At 35.9% G+C, this 15,701-nt stretch carries 14 protein-coding genes and 3 pseudogenes; 14 read left to right on the top strand and 3 right to left on the bottom strand.

Annotated elements, in window-relative coordinates:
- Positions 1-38: 38 nt before the first annotated feature.
- Complete coding sequence (locus U8D43_RS04960; protein ID WP_335869891.1) at positions 39-1,685, bottom strand: ABC transporter substrate-binding protein; 1,647 nt, start codon at positions 1,683-1,685, stop codon at positions 39-41.
- A gap of 99 nt (positions 1,686-1,784) precedes the next feature.
- Between U8D43_RS04960 and U8D43_RS04955 the strand changes: the two genes are divergently transcribed.
- The 8 genes and pseudogenes from U8D43_RS04955 to U8D43_RS04925 all read left to right on the top strand — a co-directional run bounded on the left by U8D43_RS04955 (position 1,785) and on the right by U8D43_RS04925 (position 9,490).
- Positions 1,785-3,050 (top strand): MDR family MFS transporter, encoded by a 1,266-nt coding sequence (locus tag U8D43_RS04955; RefSeq protein ID WP_335869890.1) that lies wholly within the window; start codon positions 1,785-1,787, stop codon positions 3,048-3,050.
- A gap of 578 nt (positions 3,051-3,628) precedes the next feature.
- Positions 3,629-3,841, top strand: a complete 213-nt coding sequence (locus tag U8D43_RS04950; protein WP_335869889.1) for a hypothetical protein — start codon at positions 3,629-3,631, stop codon at positions 3,839-3,841.
- A gap of 203 nt (positions 3,842-4,044) precedes the next feature.
- Positions 4,045-5,181: a DNA polymerase III subunit beta gene (gene dnaN / locus U8D43_RS04945; RefSeq protein ID WP_335869888.1), complete on the top strand. Its 1,137-nt coding sequence runs from the start codon at positions 4,045-4,047 to the stop codon at positions 5,179-5,181.
- Between the two features lie 369 nt (positions 5,182-5,550).
- Positions 5,551-7,173, top strand: coding sequence for a putative polysaccharide biosynthesis protein (locus U8D43_RS04940; RefSeq protein ID WP_335869887.1), 1,623 nt, complete (start codon positions 5,551-5,553; stop codon positions 7,171-7,173).
- 96 nt (positions 7,174-7,269) lie between these two features.
- On the top strand, positions 7,270-7,494 hold the full coding sequence (locus U8D43_RS04935; RefSeq protein ID WP_335869886.1) for a hypothetical protein: 225 nt from the start codon (positions 7,270-7,272) through the stop codon (positions 7,492-7,494).
- Positions 7,495-7,512: 18 nt separating this feature from the next.
- Positions 7,513-7,863: pseudogene (locus U8D43_RS20895) on the top strand (GNAT family N-acetyltransferase); the annotation flags it as partial.
- Positions 7,864-8,047: 184 nt separating this feature from the next.
- Positions 8,048-8,667 (top strand): annotated as a pseudogene (locus U8D43_RS04930) (NUDIX hydrolase).
- A 256-nt stretch (positions 8,668-8,923) separates the two neighbouring features.
- Complete coding sequence (locus U8D43_RS04925) at positions 8,924-9,490, top strand: GNAT family N-acetyltransferase (protein ID WP_335869885.1); 567 nt, start codon at positions 8,924-8,926, stop codon at positions 9,488-9,490.
- Between the two features lie 425 nt (positions 9,491-9,915).
- Here U8D43_RS04925 and U8D43_RS04920 read toward each other — a convergent pair whose 3' ends face one another.
- Positions 9,916-10,284 (bottom strand): exonuclease/endonuclease/phosphatase family protein, encoded by a 369-nt coding sequence (locus U8D43_RS04920; protein WP_335869884.1) that lies wholly within the window; start codon positions 10,282-10,284, stop codon positions 9,916-9,918.
- Between the two features lie 708 nt (positions 10,285-10,992).
- Positions 10,993-11,118 (bottom strand): annotated as a pseudogene (locus U8D43_RS04915) (ATP-binding protein); the annotation flags it as partial.
- A 26-nt stretch (positions 11,119-11,144) separates the two neighbouring features.
- Between U8D43_RS04915 and U8D43_RS04910 the strand changes: the two are divergent.
- The 6 genes from U8D43_RS04910 to U8D43_RS04885 all read left to right on the top strand — a co-directional run bounded on the left by U8D43_RS04910 (position 11,145) and on the right by U8D43_RS04885 (position 15,471).
- Positions 11,145-11,342 (top strand): hypothetical protein, encoded by a 198-nt coding sequence (locus U8D43_RS04910; RefSeq protein WP_335869883.1) that lies wholly within the window; start codon positions 11,145-11,147, stop codon positions 11,340-11,342.
- A gap of 182 nt (positions 11,343-11,524) precedes the next feature.
- Positions 11,525-12,547, top strand: a complete 1,023-nt coding sequence (locus U8D43_RS04905; RefSeq protein WP_335869882.1) for an ATP-grasp domain-containing protein — start codon at positions 11,525-11,527, stop codon at positions 12,545-12,547.
- Between the two features lie 277 nt (positions 12,548-12,824).
- Entirely contained in the window at positions 12,825-13,433 is a 609-nt protein-coding gene (locus tag U8D43_RS04900) for a TerD family protein (protein ID WP_335869881.1), read from the top strand.
- Between the two features lie 33 nt (positions 13,434-13,466).
- Positions 13,467-14,048 (top strand): TerD family protein, encoded by a 582-nt coding sequence (locus U8D43_RS04895; protein ID WP_335869880.1) that lies wholly within the window; start codon positions 13,467-13,469, stop codon positions 14,046-14,048.
- 17 nt (positions 14,049-14,065) lie between these two features.
- Entirely contained in the window at positions 14,066-14,644 is a 579-nt protein-coding gene (locus tag U8D43_RS04890) for a TerD family protein (RefSeq protein ID WP_335869879.1), read from the top strand.
- A 53-nt stretch (positions 14,645-14,697) separates the two neighbouring features.
- Positions 14,698-15,471, top strand: a complete 774-nt coding sequence (locus U8D43_RS04885; protein WP_335869878.1) for a TerC family protein — start codon at positions 14,698-14,700, stop codon at positions 15,469-15,471.
- The last annotated feature ends 230 nt before the right edge of the window (positions 15,472-15,701 follow it).

Here is a 15,701-nt window from a genome sequence, read left to right as displayed (position 1 = left end):
GCATAATTTAGCACGAAATTTTCTGAAATGCCAAGTTTTTAAACTACTGTACGCACCCATAACTTCGAAAAATCTACATACCCAAAATGCTTAATTTTGATGTTCATAATGTCTGAAGAAAAAGGAATATACCTTTTTTGATAATAAAGGGGGATCATGATCGATTCTTCTATCAGAATTTTTTCCATTTTAATGTTCAATAATGTCCATTCCTCGAATGGAGTATATAGATATTCCTCCATAGATGCCTTGATTTTCTCCAAGTTCCCAAGGATGTGATAGAGAGGAGAAAACCCATTCTTAAGAAAGTGATAAAACGAAAAATTCTGGTTAGACTCGAAAATCTCTCCATGAATGAACAGATCGACATCCAGTGTTTTTGGTTGTTTTGTTAGAATATCTTTGAAGGAACACCACTTAAGCTCGACTGGGATTTTTTCTTTTTCAAAGATTTCAACTAGCCATTGTGTCGTCTTTTCTGTATAGTTGACACCTCTTATCACAATGGGTTCTGTGAATGTAGGACGGTCTGCCTCTTGAATAATGAAACGATGATCCTGTCCTGGGAAAATGCTTTTGTCATTGGGTGTTGTTCGTGGGTCGTAGTCTTTAATCATGTGTCGGTTCTTCGCAATGACCCAGTGTAGATAGTCTCTCACCTTTTTGTATTGAATCAAAGAGTTACGGTTGGTGTTCATGACGATGATACCAAATCCCGAATCACTTTCCACTTCAAAAGAGGAGGGGAAATTTTGTTCACTGTGAGAATGGTAGATTCCTTTGAAATCTTGAGGCACCTGAACGAACTCCACGGAATCCAACAACGGTCTCTCTTGAAAATGGTTTTTAAAGGCAACTAGTGTGGTCTTTTCATCACTGTTTTCTTCTAAATAAAAGCACCCCGTCCCAAGAATGCTTCCTTTATTTTTCTTATAGATGCTAGAACACATCATACTTAACATCGGAAGAAGATAACTACAGCCCCTTGGATGATAAAAATCGATGACAAGAGGAGTTTTAACCTCAATTGTTTCAATAGGAGCCCATATATCTTTATAATGCGCATGTGTACGAAGTCTTTCAAGACATTCCACGACCTCCTTTGCTGTCAAAAGAGAAGCGTCATGAAATTGGATATCTTTCTTTAAATAGAGCCGCGATTTAGTAACGGACACATCCCAGCTATGAGCGAGTTCTGGCCTGACGTTTCCTTCGTCTGTAAGGGAGACTAACCGATTAAAAACATTAGCGACCAAATGGGCACTTAGTACATCGGCTGCATCAATCGGGTTGATTGAGATAAAGGGATATCTCTTAGGAACAATCAGCTTGTCTTTGGAAGTCTGTACAAAACCAAGCTTGGTATGAAATTTGTTCATCAATCTCATCTTACTGTCGGTCGACCATTCATACATGAGATATTTACTGCTTTGTTCCACAGGTTCTTGGTCTATCCGTTTTAGGACTTCTTCTTCAAATACTTCTTCCACATCTTTTTTCCATGTGAGTGTTGAAACATTTCCTCTGCCACGCCCAGGTGTAAAGGTTATCCAGCCTTCTTCCTTCCATTTTTTTAAATATCGGGTTGTCTGTTTGTTACTTAGTTGAAGAGTTTCAGAGATCTCCTCTACTCTAATTTTGCCTGAGGGGTAGTACCTCCATAGAGTCAGTAATTTATTCTCCATTAAGCCATTCCTCCTAAAAGGGGACACTATTGTAAAAACTGTCTATTTTTAAAATAATTAGTCTAGTTTAATATACAATAAACAAGGGGAGGGAACAACATGAAATGGAAGGAATTACCTCAGAATATTAAAGTACGCATGATTACATCATTCTTTAACCGTGCTGTTTCGTCAGCCGTCATGCCGTTCATGGCTTTATTCTTTGCACAGGAAATGAACAAAATTTGGGCCGGTGTGTTTTTGATCATCACAGTCGTGCTCGGATTTATTATCAACTTAGTGGGAGGATACATATCGGATCGCTTACCAAGGAAAAAAGTATTGCTTGCAACTTCTTGGTTGAATGCTATATTTTTCTTGATCATGACAATCAGTCTTTTTCCAGAAAATAAGCTAATCTGGCTTTTTGCAGGAGCTTACATAGGTTTTATTATTTCGAGCAGCCTCGGTCGGCCGGCGATGCATGCTATCATCATTGATTCCACTACACCGGAAAACCGAAAAGCCATATACGCTTTAGACTACTGGCTCGTCAATCTTTCCATGGCTATTGGTGCAGCTCTTGGGGGGCTTCTATATATCAATTACCAGAGAGAATTGTTTATGATGCTAACCTTTACCTCTTCCATCATCCCAATCGCGTATGGTATATGGCTTCAAGATCAGTTCAAAGACCTTTTACAGAAAAAACATAAGAATGTATTTATCGACCTAGTGAATAATTACAGAGTCGCCTTCAGAGATTCTGCTTTTGTAAAAGTAGTGATCGGATCGACTTTCATTTTTTCAGCAGAATTTTCTTTGAATAGCTATATCGGTATCAGACTTGCTGAAACATTTCAAGCGGTGAATATTGGAACTTTTGAAATCGTCGGAGTGAGAATGCTGAGTATCCTGAATATCCAAAATATGCTTCTCGTCGTTTGTTTCACATTCATTATCAACCGGTTCACGGACCGCATGAACAAGAAAAGTGCGTTATTGATGGGACTAATCATATACGGCATCGGATACATGACGGTCACATCGGCTAACACATGGTATATGCTAGTTTTATTCAACCTCATTGCTACGATAGGTGAACTGATTTATTCACCGATTCGAAACGCGGAACAAGCTAATATGATTCCAACCGATAAACGGGGTTCTTACTCCGCCTTTTCAAACCTATCCTTCAGTGGAGCAGATCTCCTCGCCCGATCGACGATTATCATGGGAGCATTCCTCGTGCCGACTATGATGTCCGTCTACATCGGATTTATCGTCATGCTAGGTACATTTTTTATCTACACTGGACTATTTGTCCGCAGTTGGAATTCACATAAGGTGATGAATGGAAAGATATCTTCCAGTGAAGGGAAGTAAGAAAAAAGAGGGTTTCTGTTTACTAGGAATCCCCTTTTTAGTGTTTTTTTAACGGTAGCAAGGGGGAATTGCAGGTATACCGAGGGATTTTATTTGGATATTTCGGAAAAATGGAATGGGTTTATTTGTTTAGCGGGAAGAAATGCGAACTAAGAGGTGCCCTCCTTTTCTTAAGATAGGATGTAGTACCATAACGAATGAGTGTGGTAATAAAAAAATTATTAAAGGCTGTTTTCGCAAAGATTGTGGTTTTTCGAATAAAAAGGAATCCTTTGACATGTATGACTTCATGCTCTTTTCCTAATGAAAAATTCTTCATTTCTAGATAACAAGGAAGAAATCAATCGAAAAAACCCTACTGCCTGTTTTTTCTTTGTGTCAAGAGCAACAAAGTATGCGAAAAGAGCCTATTATTAAGACCAAGAAATACTTTTCCTATAGAAGAATATTGTTTTTTTCAGGAGTAGTAGGAAGGAAGTCTATTATTGCATTTGGATTGAATCATTCATTCATTTATTTGGTTTGCATCATTGAATGCACTGGGAACGATTTCTGCTTCAATAAAGAGTCCATGTATTGTGACCATAAGACAGAAGCTAACCCCGGATCATTTATTAGGTCGTGTTCAAGCCACTAGTCGTTTTATGACCTGGATATTAATGCCCGCTGCTGCTTTACTTGCAGGAATTGTAGCCGAGCAATTTGGCACTACTTCAACCATCCTGTTAGGTGGGATAATTGCAACTTTTTCCTCCTTTATTTATTTACATCCTTCTTTAAAAAATGCTTAATAGTGAGGATCTAGTTGGTTGTTCGATGAAGAGGACTTCTTTCTGGTATCCAAAATAAATATTTAAAAAGGATAATTATGCTAAAATTAGATTAGATCTCGTGAAGAATCAATTAAACTAATCAGGGTTTGGATAACTAATCAGTAGGACATGTAAACAATTTGTGGTTTGCAATGGATAAAATATTGAGAGGATTTTTATTTGTGGATATTAAAATAAATAATGTTTACTTTAATAAAGTGGTTTCAGAAGTAAGTAGAGCTGTCTCATTCAAAACACATCTACCAATATTAACTGGAATAAAAATTACTGCTACCAAGGATGGATTGAAAGTCATTGGTAGTAATGCGGACGTTAGCATTGAAACAAACATTCCCAATATAGTGAATGGGGAAGAAGTATTAGATGTTTTTAAGATTGGTAGTGTGGTAATATCAGCAAAGTATTTGAGTCATATTGTTAAAAAACTTCCGAATGATATACATATGCATGTAAATGAAAATAATGTCATTACCATCGAATCAGGCGACATAAAAACGAACTTAAATGGATTTAATCCTGCTGATTATCCAAATCTTCCTGATTTTGATGACAACAAAGCTATATGTATTGCTGGCAATGAAGTGGTTGAAATGATTAAACAAACTGTATTCGCTGTTTCAAAAAGTGAAACCAGACCTGTATTAACGGGTGTACATATGTCCTTTCAAGAGGACCGACTTACGTTAGTAGCAACAAACTCTCATCGTCTAGCACTGAGAACACATAGAAAAAGCTCTAACAATTATAGTGCCTGTATCGTACCCAGTTCAGCTCTAGTTGAAGTTACTAAGCTATTTGCTGCTGAATTAGAGATGATCAATATTTTTATTTCAGACAACTATATTGTATTTAAATCAAATTCAACATCGCTATATTCAAGATTAATAGAAGGGAATTATCCCGACATTTCTAGTTTACTTCCTAGAGTATTTAAAACAACCATTACAGTTGATAATAAACAATCTCTAAATGGAATAGATAGAGCTTGCTTATTCGCAAACGAATGGAGGAATAATAATGTCCATTTGGAGATTAGTGGAGGTAATAAGGTGAAAATCAGTTCGAATTCCACAGAGATAGGAAAGATTGAAGAGACACAAAATATTAAGTTCATAGAAGGTGAAAGCGAATTAAGTATTTCTCTTGATGGCAAGTTTGCAACGGAGGCATTAAAAGCTATTAAAGAAGACGAAATTAGTATTCGTTTTAGTGGAGCAATGGGACCAATATTAATCCAGCCAATTGGGAATGATGCTCACCTACATTTAATATCGCCAGTCAGAGCATGTAAAACTTAATATTCGCTGAATAGGGGCTTTGTATGTTTTTTTAGGAATAAGATAAGCAAAGGGGATAACAAATAGTTTGAAACGGCTGAAAATAAGCAATCTGGTAAGAGGGTTTTATGAAACCATGGATTAAGTTGCTGAACGATCACTCAGAATCATGATAGATGATTAGAGTGCAATTGAATGTATTGAAAAATGTCAAAAAGTAATAATTTTTTTCATGCAAAGTCCCTCACATTTCATTGAAATTGACTTAATTGTCTGTCATAATCAATATCTCTATTTGGTAACGTTATCCTTAAAGTAAACAAATCAACATTTAAATAGTTGAGTCTTATTCAGTGAGTAATGAAGAAAGAAATAGATTTATGAGGTGTTTTGATGGAGAGTAAGTTTATGAGGGGCGCACTAATATTATCAACGGCGACCCTTATATCAAAAATATTAGGATTTATTTATATAATTCCATTTACAAATTTAGTAGGTGCAGAAGGTTATGCGCTATATAAATACGCTTATGGACCCTATACCATTCTATTAAGTATTTCTACTATTGGGCTTCCCCTGGCAGTATCTAAATTGGTCTCAAAATATAATGAGCTCGGAAACTATAGTGTAGGTTTGACTGTATTGAGATATGGTCTGATATTAATGATTTTCAGTGGATTCATTTCATTTATTGCTTTGTATTCGTTTGCCCCATTTTTGGCGGATATTATTACGGATTCAAATGATTTGACTGGGAATTCATGGGAGGATGTCTTGTTTGTTATTCGTCTTGTTAGTTTTTCTTTGTTAATTATCCCAGCTATGAGTATTTTTAGAGGGTATTTTCAAGGAAGTCAGTCTATGGGTCCTTCAGCATTAAGTACAGTGATAGAGCAGATTGTTCGAATTGTCTTTATTTTAGTTGGTGGCTACGTAACGATACATATCTTAGAAAGCTCAGTTACAAATGCAGTTGGAATTGCAACCTTTGCAGCATTTGTTGGTGGACTAGCAGGTCTTGGTGTTTTACTAATTGTTTACTTTAAGCGGCGGGGCTTAATTATGAAACAGAGGGATGCTAGTCCAGATAATGTCGATATAAAAATAATTCCATTGTTTAAAGAATTGATTGGCTATTCCCTTCCATTTGTCATCGCTGGTTTAACTATACCTATCTATCAAAATATTGACACATTCACCATAAATAAATTGTTTCAATCTATTGGCTATAGTTTAAATGAAGCTGAGATAATTAATTCTGTTATTGGTTTGGCGCAAATTTTGGTTTTGGTCCCCGTATCATTGGCGACAGCATTTGGAATGTCTTTAATCCCAGGAATCACCACTTCCTTTGTTAGTGGGAAAATGGAAGAGGTACATAATAAAATCACTCAAACTATCCAAATTCTTCTATTTTTTACTTTACCTGCGGGGATGGGATTATGCCTTCTTGGAAAGCCAGTCTATATTATGTTATTTGGGTTGGATACTAGCCCTCAGCTAGGTGGCCAAATTTTACAATGGTACGCTCTCGCAGCAGTTGTTTTTGCATTATTTACGGTTACAACTGCCATAATGCAAGGAATCAACAAACAAAAGAAAGTTATCATAGGAATTGGGGTAGGGATTGTTGTGAAAATTTCATTGAACGTTTTATTAGTCCCTGATTTTAAAGAATTAGCACCTATATTAGCTACCTACTGTGGGTTTTCGGTTTCTGTCCTATATAATGTGTATGTTATTAAAAAAGCTATTCACTTTCATGTGAAACCATTGATTCAGTCATTAATTCCAATGACTGGAATAGTTATAGTGATGTCATTAGCTGTTCTGGGTGTGAAGTATAGTATTGACATCTTGTTATCAAATGAATGGGGTACTAATTCACATGCTCGAATATCCTCCATTCTATCGATTGTTACGGGGATACTTGTTTATTTAGGCTTGGGAAGGAATTTGAAGCTAGTAAAAGAATTTAAGATATTCAATAGAAGGAAATCAGCGGAGAGTTGATGGTTAAATTTTTTATTGGAAGAATAAGAGAGGCTAAATGTAGCGGATTTTTTTCGTAATCAATGTTGTTAGTAAGTTTGGAACAGGGTGGAGTTTATGATTGAAACGGAAAGATGTTGGCTTAATATCATTCAACCAGTAGATTTTAACGAAGTGAAGGAACTTTATCTTGATCAAGAGGTTAGAAAGTTTCTTGGAGGTACAAGAGAAGAGGAAGCTACAATAGAAAATTTCAATAAAATGATAATATCCAAGGATGATTCTAAGTACTGGGTAGTTAGGTCTAAACAAGCAAGTGAATTTATTTGCTTAGTTTCATAGAATCCTTATGACCGAGATGACGAGATAGAAGTTTCGTATCAGCTTCTTCCTAAATGGTGGAGAGTTGGTTATGCAACAGAAATTGTAAAAGAAATAATCAGTTTTGCATTTGTAAGTATGAACTTAACAAGAGTAATTGCAGTTACACAGACTGCAAACATGCCTTCTCGGGGGTTATTAGAGAAGCTAGGAATGAAATTATTGAGAAAATATGAAAGGTATAGGGCAGAGCAGACCCTATATACCATTGATAAAAAATTATTTTTCAGTCGAAATAAACATGCTCATAATGGTATTCTCACTATTAGTCCATTTTCTAACAGGAAGGGGTCAGCAGAGGATTTCAAAAGAGTGCTTTTGAGACAATAACAACATGAATTTTTTAATATAAGCTCTCTTCAATAAGTGTTTTATGAATTATTCGAATTACTAAAACGAAGAACTCAAAGGACAATTTATGCGAGTCATACTAAAAATTCATCATACATAGAGGAGAGTGAAGATTATTTCTCATCCTGCTAGCATTCACTTATTCATATAAGGAGGTTCTACTATGAATCAACAATGGTTGAAATGGGCAAAGAGAATTCAAGCATTATCTCAGGCAGGATTAACATTTTCAAAAGATAAATACGACATTGAGCGATACGAAGAGCTGAGAGTCATCAGTACTGAAATAATGCAAGAATATACAGGATTAGAAATGACCAAGATTATCGATTTATTTGCTAATGAGAAAGGTTATCAAACACCAAAAATTGATGCGCGAGGTGTCGTGTTCAAGAAAAATAAAATATTAATGGTCCGAGAGAAAATTGATAATAAGTGGTCATTACCTGGAGGGTTTTGTGAGGTAGAAATGTCTCCTTCAGAGAATATTGTAAAGGAAATAAAAGAAGAGTCTGGCTATGATGTTGAACCTCTCTTAAGTTAATAGCAATATTAGATATGAATAAACATCCACATCCACCTCAACCTTACCATTACTATAAACTTTTTATACAGTGTGAGATAGTTGGCGGGCACGCGGAAAATGGATTAGAAACGAATGAAGTAGACTTTTATTGCGAAGAAAATTTACCCCCTCTTTCTTTGGGAAGGAATACGGAATCTCAAATTCAAATGCTTTTTGATTTTCTTAGGGAACCTAATAAACAAGAAGTACTTGATTAGTTATTATTCATGGAACAAGAACTTTCCTTGAGTATTTTTTAGTTGTCTTCCGATCGGGTAAGAGTCTCGAAGAAAACTGAAGAAAATGTTTAAATAAATGGATGATTAATTTAAATTAAAGCTGAGCTCATGTCGTCCAAAATACTTCAGATATTTGAAAAAGGTCCAATAAAGGAGCAAGTAGGAATTAAATTTCCTACTCTGTGAAGTGTGATGATAAAATAGAGATAGTTGGAAAAATATAAGGGGTGTTCGTTTGAAGGATTTTACCATTCATTCAGAAACAGAAAGATTAGTTTTAAGACCATTGGAAATTAGTGATTACGAAAATTGGTATCATGAATTCGAAAGTCGGTTTTCCTCACAAAACAGACATGATAAGGGCAAAATGGATATGAGTGAATGTACGAAAGAGTGGTTCATACAATTAGTAGAAAAACATCAAGAATTAGCGATTAACGATACTGCACACATATTCGGTGTATTTAGAAAGGAAGATAATAAACACTTGGGGATGGTGGATTTTTCAACATTATCAAGAAATGATTTTCAATGGGCGAGACTAGGTTATTCGATACATAATCAGTTTTGGAAGCGAGGTTACGGAAAAGAAGCTGTAGAGGAAGCGTTAAATATTGCTTTTAATTTCTTGAATTTTCATCGGATTGAAGCCCATATTAACTTGGATAATATCCCTTCCATAAAGTTAGCAGAAAGTGTCGGAATGGAGTTTGAATGCATTAGAAAGGGATTCATTTTTGAGTTTGGTGAGTGGACTGACAATCTAGTATACTATCAAAATTCAAGAAAACTTGTTCGATAGATGCATTGAAGGGAGTTCCTTGGTATTTAATGGTATGTAGATGTATCTACAGCCGATACATTTGGATCTTTGATAATCGATCACAGTATTTTTCTAGCGGTACAATTGAATTCTACGAGAGCTCAGATAAGCTTCTAAAAAGGCTTTTTTGATATACATAGTAGCTATTTCATCTGATTTTAGACTAAATCCTCCATTTTTCTGTTGAATTCCATCAAAAACAGACGAAAAAATGCCCATAATAAAGCTATATCATAGATGATAATTTGATCCGAAGAGCAACAATTTTTGCGAAAACAGCCTCTAAAAAAGAATCTAGTAAAACGTTAAGAGTGGGACTTCTGATAATGACAATCTCCTAACAAAAAAGAGCGCTTCTACATTGTAGAAGCGCTCTTTTTTGTTAAAATATTTAAATGATTTTGCTAACCCAAAATCACTTCTACACCAAAATGATCAGAAACGATTGGCTTGTTTTTTGCATTAAAGATCACTTTAGAAGACTTTACATTAATTTTATCCCTAACCAATACAAGGTCTATTCGCAGATCCATTTTATTCTCATCCCATCCAGCAATTTTTCCTTCAACAGTGATGCCATTGTCGGGATTTTCAGCTAGATTGTAGGTGTCAAAAAGACCTTTTGAAAGAAGAAAATCGTACCCTTCATCACGAACGAAGGCGTTATTATTGAAATCACCCATAAAGAAATATGGATATTTCGTGTCAACCTTTTCATCAAGAAATGAATGGTATTTCATTAATAAAGGCTGTTTTCGCAAAGATTGTGGCATTTGAACCGAGCCTCAAGCCGCTGCAACTGGATCTGACTATTTTGATGGAAATCAACAATGAAAAGGAGGATTTAGTCAAAATCAGATGAAATAGCCACAATGTATACGAAACCCCCATGTCCTTCTCAGACATCGCAATTGGTGAAATTGGGGGTGTAGTGGTTTAATATTAATTCTTTCAGTCAACGATGATAAGGTAGGTACTAAGATGACCTTAACACCTAAAAGAGACACAAGTTGTCAACCATTTCCGAAGGATGGAATGATGCCATGGTGGTGAATCTAGCGGAAATATGTATTGTTATGACTGCGTACACTTTCACAATAAATTTTATGAAGTGCAGGTGAAAAGCAAGAAAGCTACAAAAAAGAATTCTGTCTACTTTTTCAAAAAATGGATTATCCATTTTAGGGAGGGTGCTTTTTTGCGCCAAAATCAGCAGCAAAACCCATTTTCGTATAATAAGAGCCTTTAATAAAATATTGTATTGGTGAGCCGTTTTCTGTATTGAGAACTGCTCATGCTTTTGAATAATAATTATTTTTATTCAAAAGCATAATCTGTAGATGAGTAGAAAGTAACTACTACCTTAGACTGCAGTTCAATGGTGATTGTAATAGTCAACCCAAAAGTTGACCACCCTCTTGTTACTTCGAATAGGTTTCTTTGAAACGAAAACTTTCTCCATTCATAGGGATAATGTGGACCTAGTGTGTCATTCGATCTAACAAGACAGCGGTCATCTGTTCATCGCGAAAAACCTGAATCCATCGACTAAATTCCCGATTGCTTGTGATGATCATACTTCCTATTTCATATCTAGAAGAGAAAAATTGAAATAATAATTAGGGATTTTCCAGTGAATAGAGTAGAGGGTGTGTTCCTTGAAGTAATTAAGATAGGAAAAGCAGATTATTCGGATTTATCTAATAATAATCCAATTAAACAAATTCATAAAAGACAAGAACCAAAAATTTCATTTTCAACTATTTTAAGAAGTATTAGTATTCAAAGGGAAGTTTCAAACGAACCTACCATGCATTGGATGAGTTTATAAAGAAGTAAGAGCTTGAAGTGATCTAATAAATCACTTTCAAAAAATGTGTTTAATTACTTGATTTAGAAGGAGTAGTTTGTGAAACAATTATATTCGAGTAGCTCTAAGCGTGGCCAGAAATTTGTTATTTTCAAAAAAGAAAGTTACTATAGGAAGAAAAAGGAATTGAGGAATAACATCTTATGAAAATTTGGTTTAATCGTTGGTTTACGACAGTGACGCATTATATTGATAGCATCAGGACTAACCCCGATAACCGCGAAATCACGATTTATGGAACACATCCCAATCCTGATGCAGCTTATCTGCAAAACTGTGACTATAAGGCTACTGAGCCGGATTGTAGTGGAGAAGAATACCTTCAGTTTTGTTTAGAATTTTGTCAACAGCATTACATTGATGTATTTGTGCCACGGAAAGAAAATGTGTTTATTTCCCAACATATTCATTTATTTGAAGAATTAGGGGTTAAGGTGTTAGTTTGCCCGGATGCGAAGCTTATGATGGCATTAGATGACAAAGCAGAAACATATAAATTGGTGAAAAAATCTTCTCAGTTTCTTTGTACCTTACCGTACTATTATATTGTGAATTCTGTAGAAGAATTTCAACAAGCGTATCATGCTTTACGCACGAAAGGGCATACTGTCTGTTTTAAGCCTGCAATCGGTGAAGGGGCGAACGGTTTTCGGGTAATCAAAGAGGAAAACGATTCAATTTCCGATTTATTTTCAAAAGGGATAGGCTATCGAATAACGTATAAGCAGGCGTGTGAGATTTTAAGTAGTGAAGAAACTTTTCCGAATTTAATGGTGCTTGAATTTTTGGATGGTCCTGAATATAGCATTGATTGTCTGGGGTATGAGGACGAATTAATTGTGGCCATTCCTCGCAAGAAAGGAAACGGTCGAATTCGTGAGCTCGAGGAGAATCAGGAGTTGATCGAAATGGCGAAGCGGTTTCAAAAAGAATTGCGTCTTTCGTACGCTTATAATATACAAGTGAAATATAAAGAAGATGTTCCGAAGTTATTAGAAATTAATCCGCGTATGAGTGGTGGACTACATATGAGTTGTTTATCTGGTGTTAATATTCCTTATTATGCGATCAAGCTCTTATTGGAAGAAGAAGTAATGGTCCCGCCTCTTCAATACAATTTAACCATTACTCATATAGAGAAGGCGATAGTGTTAGAGGCAAATTAATGGTTTGTGTTCTTATTCGCAGCATCTTTTCAATTTTTTCACGAAATGAATGCCTAAATGAATGCTACTATTGAACTTTTACTCAACAGCAACAATGTATGAGAAATGAAACCATTAAAAAAATTCTATTTTTATGAAACCATTGGGCCATTCACTCGTAAATAGAATTGACTCGGAAATTAACAAGTGAAAGAATTTTAAAGATGTTGTATAAAATGATAGAATAGAAGTTGAGGCAATTCAATCAAATAGTCTCTATTTAAAGGAGTGGACGTACATGGCAATTTCGTTACAAAAAGGTCAAAGAATTGATTTAACAAAAGGAAACGCTGGTTTATCGAAGATCATGGTCGGACTAGGTTGGGATCCTGTGACCTCGAAAAAATCCTCTGGTTTATTTGGAGGACTATTAGGTGGAAAAAATTCACCAAATATTGATTGTGACGCAAGTGTTATTATGTTAAAAGATGAAAAATTCATTTCGAAGAACAACCTCATCTATTTTGGGAATCTAAAAAGTTCATGTGGTAGTGTTGTACATACCGGAGATAATATTACCGGTGAAGGAGACGGGGATGATGAACAAGTCTTAATTGATTTGAAAAATATTCCTACTTCTATTGATAAGTTAGTGTTCGTGGTGAATATTTATGATTGTGTTCGTCGTAAGCAAGACTTTGGGATGATTCAAAACGCGTTTATTCGTGTCGTGAATTCTTCCAACCAGGAGGAGTTATTAAAATTCAGTTTAACTGATAATTATAGTGGGAAAACAAGTTTATTGGTGGCAGAAATTTATCGCCATGGCAGTGAGTGGAAATTTGCAGCTGTAGGAACAGGTACGAATGACGCTGGTCTTCAGGAAATTGTTAAACGCTATATGTAATCAAATTCATTTAAATATAAGGAGGAAATGAACATGGCTATATCTTTATCAAAAGGACAAAAGGTAGATTTAACGAAAACGAATCCAGGTTTATCGAAAGTAATTGTAGGTGTAGGTTGGGATACGAATAAGTATGACGGTGGAAACGACTTCGATTTAGATGCAAGTATTTTCTTACTAGGTGAAAACGGGAAAGTAACATCTGATCGAGACTTTGTTTTTTATAATCAATTAGAAGGTGGAAATGGTAGCGTCGTTCATACCGGTGATAACCGTACTGGAGAAGGAGACGGTGACGATGAAAAGGTAAAGGTTCATTTAACTGCAGTTCCAGCTGAAGTCCATAAAATCGCCTTTGTTATTACCATTCACGACGGTGAAAATCGTAGTCAAAATTTTGGACAAGTATCCAATGCATTCGTTCGCGTTGTTAGTGAGGACAGCAATGAGGAACTGATTCGCTATGATCTAGGAGAAGATTTCTCTATTGAAACAGCTGTCATTGTTGGCGAGCTTTATCGTCATAATGGGGAATGGAAATTCTCGGCAGTAGGAAGCGGTTATCAAGGTGGACTAGGACGTATTGCAACTGATTATGGTTTAGATGTTGGGTAAGTGAAAGGGAGGATATCATGGCCATTCAATTATCAAAAGGACAACGAATTGATTTAACAAAATCGAATCCAAGTTTAGTAAAAGGAATTATTGGACTCGGTTGGGATACAAATAAATACAACGGGGGCCATGATTTCGATTTAGATGCCTCGGCGTTCTTGGCGGATGAAAATGGTAAGTGTCTCCATGATGAAGACTTTATCTTCTATAATAATTTAGCCCATTCCAGTGGTGGAGTCACTCATACCGGAGATAATCGAACGGGTGAGGGTGACGGAGATGATGAGCAAATTCAAGTGGATTTCTCAAAAATCCCATCCTATGTCCACCGAATTGGGATTACAGTTACGATTCATGATTCAGATGGGCGTAACCAGAACTTTGGTCAAGTGTCTAATGCCTTTGTACGCTTTATTAATGAAAATGATGGCGAAGAATTACTTCGTTATGATTTAGGAGAAGATTTTTCAATTGAAACGGCTATTGTAGTATGCGAATTGTATAGACATGGTCATGAGTGGAAATTTAATGCGATAGGAAGCGGTTTTTCAGGTGGACTGGCTGCTCTTTGTCGAAATTACAATTTAGATGTGTAGCGGATCGACCAAGTTCTACCTTGGTCAATCCTTAAACTAGGAGGAAACATGCAGTGGAAATTTTACAACAAATTTTAGGGACGTACGCATCATTCTTTGATTGGCAGATGTGGGGGGAAGTTCTGTCTGATCCTGTCAATTGGGGCTTAATTGGTTCATTAGTCGTTTTAGAAGGGTTACTGTCAGCAGATAACGCCCTAGTTCTTGCAATTATGGTCAAGCATTTACCAGAAAAGCAACGTAAAAAAGCCTTAACTTATGGTCTATTCGGAGCCTATTTCTTCCGGTTTATCTTTATAGGTATCGGGGTTTACATGATTAAATTCTGGTGGCTAAAAGCGTTAGGTGCTTTTTATCTAGCTTGGATTGTTGTTCAACATTTCCGTGGTAAGGGAGAAGAGGACGAAGCGAAAACAGTGAATAAGAATGGCTGGATGGTACGTACATTCGGAATGTTTTGGGCAACCGTTATTTCAGTTGAAATGATGGACATCGCGTTTTCAGCCGACAGTATTTTAGCAGCCTTTGCTATCTCTGAGGAAGTTTGGATTTTATTATTAGGTGGAATGCTTGGTATCTTGATGATGCGTACGGTTGCGAAATTCTTCCTAGTGCTCATTGAAAAAGTACCAGAATTAGAAACAACGGCGTTTATCTTAATTGGGATTATTGCTGCCAAAATGTTTGCAAGTATTTTTGGATTACATTTAGAGCACCTTTACTTCTTCCTAATTTTAATTGTCGCCTTTGGGGCAACTTTTGTTGTTCATTATGTGAACAAGCCAAAAAATGCGAAAGAAGAAGTGGCTTCCACTAAGGAAGATTAATGAACAAGTGAGAAGGAGATGAACGATTTCTCCTTCTTTTTTTATACTATTTTCCCCTTATCGTTTTTAAGCTAAATTTTTTTAACGAAGGCTCTTTTCATATCAATAGTGGCTACTTCATCTAGTGGTTAATTAAATCCCCAAATTTGCTGTTCATTTCCATCAGATATAGACGAAACAAAGCTATTTCATCGTTTATTGACTGGTACAAAAAGCAACAAACATTGCGA

Origin of the sequence: Bacillus sp. 2205SS5-2 (assembly GCF_037024155.1) — a bacterium.
GTDB lineage: Bacteria > Bacillota > Bacilli > Bacillales > Bacillaceae_K > Bacillus_CI.
This window is presented reverse-complemented; position numbering and strand designations above follow the sequence as displayed.

Coding starts and splice junctions, on each gene's coding strand:
- U8D43_RS04955 (WP_335869890.1), top strand. CDS start 1,785: ATGAAATGGAAGGAATTACCTCAGAATATTAAAGTACGCATGATTACA.
- U8D43_RS04920 (WP_335869884.1), bottom strand. CDS start 10,284: ATGCCACAATCTTTGCGAAAACAGCCTTTATTAATGAAATACCATTCA.
- U8D43_RS04900 (WP_335869881.1), top strand. CDS start 12,825: ATGGCAATTTCGTTACAAAAAGGTCAAAGAATTGATTTAACAAAAGGA.
- U8D43_RS04960 (WP_335869891.1), bottom strand. CDS start 1,685: ATGGAGAATAAATTACTGACTCTATGGAGGTACTACCCCTCAGGCAAA.
- U8D43_RS04905 (WP_335869882.1), top strand. CDS start 11,525: ATGAAAATTTGGTTTAATCGTTGGTTTACGACAGTGACGCATTATATT.
- U8D43_RS04890 (WP_335869879.1), top strand. CDS start 14,066: ATGGCCATTCAATTATCAAAAGGACAACGAATTGATTTAACAAAATCG.
- U8D43_RS04935 (WP_335869886.1), top strand. CDS start 7,270: ATGATTGAAACGGAAAGATGTTGGCTTAATATCATTCAACCAGTAGAT.
- U8D43_RS04895 (WP_335869880.1), top strand. CDS start 13,467: ATGGCTATATCTTTATCAAAAGGACAAAAGGTAGATTTAACGAAAACG.